This is a genomic window from Elusimicrobiota bacterium (assembly GCA_041658405.1).
In the GTDB taxonomy this organism is placed as follows: domain Bacteria; phylum Elusimicrobiota; class UBA5214; order JBBAAG01; family JBBAAG01; genus JBBAAG01.
On the sequence record JBBAAG010000126.1, the window covers coordinates 1 to 5,123 of the forward strand.

A 5,123-nucleotide genomic window follows, 5' to 3' on the forward strand; every position below is an offset into this window, starting at 1 on the left:
CGTTTTCCCTTAATGTACCCGCAGGGAAAAGATTTTCATCCTCAAGCCATTTTGTTGAGTCAATACACAAAACATTGAGGTCACGGTATAACCGCAGATGCTGATACCCGTCATCCAGAATTATTACATCCGGATTAAATTTCTCTATGATAAACCTCCCGGCTTTCACGCGGTCCGCACAAACAATAATGGGTACACCTGCGAGTTTACGTGCCAGCATTAACGGTTCATCCCCGCATTCTGCGGGGTCATCAAAGAAAACCTTATCCCCATCGGAGATAGTTAAAATACCATCCACCCCTTTGCGTTTATCAGGCAAACTATTTTTACGCCCGTACCCGCGGGAGAGTATCACCGCGCGTTTACCTATTTTATTGCAGTACCGCACAGCAGTTTCAACCGTAACACTCTTCCCCGTCCCGCCTAGGGTAAGGTTGCCGATACAGATAACTTTTGTATCTAACCTATACGTTTTTGCAATACCGCTCTTAAATGCCGCAGCACGTACAGCAAGTAATACGCGGTATATAGAAGATAGTAAGTATAACGGATTAATCTTCAATCGCAGCTTTCTGGGTATTAACTTTCCGAAATATTTTTTTGTCAAACTTCGGTTTCCGGTCATACGTCAACAACCCATTAACTTCCTGTTCCACATCGTATATCTGGGTATAACAAAACGCAAACATTTTTGGATGGAACAACAACACTTCAGTTAATTTTTTATACCGTTCAATAAACTCATCGCCATCCTTGGGCCGGGCACCGTAACCCCACGATTTCTTATCTTCAGTTGCCTGTGCCGGGTTCCACCAGATACCGCCGTACTCGCTCACAAAATATGGCTGGTGAAGATACGGCGCATCAGCAGCTGGATGGTTACGGAATACTTCTTCGGTATCCTTAAACTTTTCAAATAACGCCTTAAACTTTTCAGGGTCCTGCGTATAATTATGGCTATCATAAATATCAGTCAATACGTGCACATACCCACTGGTATCAATAACAGGCCTTGTGTGGTCCAACTTTTTTGTTAAATTATAACCCATACTTAGCAATTCCGGAATCTGTGTTTTATAAGTCTCATTAAACGGGCACCATCCTATGATTGACGGATGATTGAAATCACGTTCCACAGCTTCCATCCACTCGGACATAACACTGTCAAATAATTCGTATTTTGTTAGATCCAACCCCCAACTGGGATACTCACCCCATACGAGGTAACCAAGTTTATCCGCCCAGTAAAGATACCGTGGTTCAAACACTTTTTGATGAAGCCTCGCACCATTGAACCCTAATTCCATTGATAATACAATATCCTGTTTTAACGCAGCTTCCGTTGAAGCAGTATAAATCCCATCCGGATAATATCCCTGGTCAAGAACTAACCTCTGGAATACCGACTTCCCGTTAAGCAAAACCTTTTTCCCTGAAATCTCAATTTTACGTAAACCAAAATAACTTTCTACACGGTCAACTGCCTTACCGTCTTTTTCAAGGGTAATCACAACGTCATACAAAAACGGCGACCCTGGCTCCCACGGATACTTTTCATCAAGTTTGACGACAGCGTACACCGTATTTTTTGCAGGGAATGAGGTTTTCCCTACGGCTTTACCGTTAGCGAAGACTTCAACTTTTTGTGTAATACCTTCCGTTTCCGATGTAATAACATTCTCTGGTTTAAATATTATTGATGTGTTGTCATAATCAGGATACACCCTGAAAGTTTTTATATAATCAGCTTCCACAGGCTCTAACCACACAGTCTGCCAGATACCGGTTACCCGTGTATAAAAACACTCATACGATTCAGGTTTTTTTGACTGTTTACCCGTCGGCTGGAGTTCGCTTGTGGTATTATCGATAATAAATAATGTAAGATCGTTATTCCCTGTAACAAGACAATCGGTGATATCAAAACTAAACGGCGTATATCCCCCGCGGTGCATACCGATTTTTTTATTATTAACCCATACCGTTGCTAGATAATCTACCGCGCCAAAATGTAAAATTACGTGTTTATCCTTCCATTCCTGCGGGATAACGAACTTGCGGTGGTACCATGACTCCGGGATAAAACGTTTTTCATTGATCCCGGATAATTCGCTTTCCGGGCAAAACGGTACAACAATTTTTTTACTGAACTCAGTTCTTATAGTTTCATTTCCCGCCTGTTTTTCAAGGAATAATTCGTAATCCCATTCACCGTTAAGGTTCAACCACTCACGACGCACCATCTGAGGGCGCGGATATTCATTCCTTGGTACAGCCTTACTTACAACCATTGACACCTCCCTAATGTTTTAGTTATTACACTCATACTTATAGTACGCCGCACAGGAACCTTCGCTAGATACCATACAAGGCCCTAACGGCATAGACGGCGTACAACGTTTTCCGAGATTAACACACTGCCGTGGAGACTTTTTCCCTTTAATAACTTCCCCGCAAATACAGCCCCGGTTAATATATTCACTTCGATTATCCACCTTTATCCCGAACACAGCTTTTGCGTCGTATTTACGGTATATTTTACTAAATTCCAACCCAGACTCCTGAATAATTCCTAACCCACGCCAGTTTGAATCACAGGGACTAAACACTTTTTCAAGAATTTTTAGAGCAACACGATTACCTTCAGGTTTAACCGCGCGGGTGTACTCGTTCTCAACCATTGCGCGTGACATTATCCTTTGTTTTGTCAGCATATAAACACCAAGCATGATATCTCTCGGGGTAAACCCTGTGATAACACAAGGAATTCCGTATTCTTTTGGAATAAATTCATAAGGTTTCACGCCAAGAATTACGCTTACATGCCCGGGCAATATTAATCCGTCGACCTCAGAATCTTTTGTACTTAATAGTACCCTCAGCGCTTGAGGTAAAGTTTTAAACGCGGGGTAAACAAAAAAATTTGTGATCCCCCTTTTTTCGGCAAGCATAACGGTTGTAGCAACCACCGGGATAGTAGTTTCAAAACCAACCCCGAGGAAAACAACTTTTTTGTTTTTATACTTTAACGCAAGGCCTAACGCTTCAACCGGAGAGTACACCACATGAACATCAGCGCCTACCGCACGTGCGGTTTCTAATGAGACCCTATTACCTTTATTATCAATAGACGGTACGCGCAACATATCCCCAAACGTTGCCACCACAATATCTTTGTGTTCCGCAAGCCGTATCATCGCGTCAATATCCTGTTGAGGTGTTACGCATACAGGACATCCGGGCCCGGAGATAAGCCTAAGTTTTTCAGGGAAGAGCGCACGTAATCCGTTACGCGCTATCTCCATTGTATGTGTCCCGCATACCTCCATAAAAGATATCCTATGTTTTACCATCTGTGCGATTGCGCCGGATATACTTTTAATATCATCGCGGCCAGAATAATCCGGTTTTTTATCACGGCTGATGATGCCACTCATCGCTTTGCCGCCTCATCAACTTCACGCAGAAGTTTCAACGTTTCTTTAGCATCATCCTCGTTTAGAATTTGTATAGAAAAACCGGCATGTACAATTACATAATCCCCAACTTTTACATCGGGCGTGAGATCTGTCATTGCATCCTTTTTTACACCGTCGTAATCAATTATTGCAACAGTTTTATTTATTTTAATAACTTTACCCGGAACTGCTAAACACATAAAAAATAGAGTTGTTACTAACTAACAACATCCTTCCTTGTTTATAGAATATATTTAGTATTTTACCAAAATATTAACGTTTTAACACATACCCGTTACCCGCCGCCCAGGCCTGGCCATAAGCTATTGCACCGTCATTCGCAGGCAGTTGTTCATTAAAATATACCTTGAACCCTGCATTCACAAGTATTGAGACGGTTAGTTCCAGTAACAACGCGTTTTGGAATACCCCGCCGGATAATGTAATAACCCGTACCCCTGATTCTTTTCTTGCTAACTTTGAGATGTTCAGTACAGCCTCAGCTATCGCTGTATGGAATTTAAACGCAACAATTTCAGGGGATACATCCTTGGAGATATCACGAAGTATACCTTTTACAACATTGTGCCAGTCAATAACCACTAATCTGTTATCCCGTACTAAATCAAAAACGTACGGCACTATTTTTTTGTGTTTAACTTTCCATGCCAGAGACTCAAGTTTCACCGCCGCCTGTGCTTCATAAGTAACGTTTGTACACACACCCAGTAACGCTGATATCCCGTCAAAGATACGCCCGGCACTAGTTGTTTTATATGTATTAAGCCCGGTTTCAATCATCCGATAAATCAGAGGTAACCTTGCCTTTTGTTGTTTTAACCCGGGCGGCAATTTTCTCCCTGTTTCATTGAGTTCATACAACATCCCCGCGGCAATACGCCACGGTTCTTTTACAGCCTTATCCCCGCCGGGAAGCATTAATGTCCTTAAACCCGCGTAACGAATGAACCCGCTATTTTGTGTATATACAAAACCTTCACCACCCCAGAGTTCACCGTTTACCCCATACCCAATTCCATCAAAAGTTATGCATAGCAACGGCGGGATAAGTTTATGTTCCGCAATTACACTTCCCGCATGCGCTATATGATGCTGCACAAATTTAACTTCTGGTTTAGAGTTATTATTCTGTATTTTACGCTGAACCGCATATACTGATGATAAATAATCCGGATGAGAATCACACACAACCGTTTTTGGATCAACTTTAAGGACATCACTCAGCTTTGCGATTGTATCCCTAAAAAACTCAAAACCTTTATTCTCAAACAAATCACCTATATACTGTGACACATACGCATCGTTTCCCCTGGTGATACACACCGTATTTTTTAATCCCGCTCCTACGGACAATACAGCACCCGTTGATTTATACTGTTTAGGTACCGCCAGGCTGATAGGATTCGGTGCATAACCCCTTGCACGGCGGATAAGCTGCATTTTTTCAGTATTCCCAACTTTAATTGACCTCACAATTGAATCATCGCAGCGCGTATAAATTCCGCGGTTATTCATTAAGTAATAATCCGCGATCCCGCCCAACCTATCCCGAGCTTCACCATTATCTTTGCAGATAGGTTCATCCGCGAAATTCCCGGAAGTCATGACTAATGACTCAAAGTTCGGTACTACCTTTTTTTGATG

5 protein-coding genes are annotated in these 5,123 nt (G+C 42.2%); all 5 read right to left on the minus strand.

Annotated features, from left to right (window positions below):
- A partial coding sequence (lpxK, locus tag WC955_13015; protein ID MFA5859975.1) for a tetraacyldisaccharide 4'-kinase occupies positions 1-562 on the minus strand: 562 nt, incomplete at its 3' end.
- Entirely contained in the window at positions 552-2,291 is a 1,740-nt protein-coding gene (locus tag WC955_13020; protein MFA5859976.1) for a sugar-binding domain-containing protein, read from the minus strand. The genes WC955_13020 and lpxK, both read right to left, overlap by 11 nt.
- Positions 2,292-2,309: 18 nt before the next feature.
- Complete coding sequence (hypD, locus tag WC955_13025) at positions 2,310-3,437, minus strand: hydrogenase formation protein HypD (protein ID MFA5859977.1); 1,128 nt, start codon at positions 3,435-3,437, stop codon at positions 2,310-2,312.
- Entirely contained in the window at positions 3,434-3,658 is a 225-nt protein-coding gene (locus WC955_13030) for a HypC/HybG/HupF family hydrogenase formation chaperone (protein MFA5859978.1), read from the minus strand. The genes hypD and WC955_13030 overlap by 4 nt, the downstream gene beginning before the upstream one ends.
- A gap of 73 nt (positions 3,659-3,731) precedes the next feature.
- The coding region (locus tag WC955_13035) for a Sua5/YciO/YrdC/YwlC family protein (protein MFA5859979.1) at positions 3,732-5,123 on the minus strand (1,392 nt) is incomplete at its 5' end.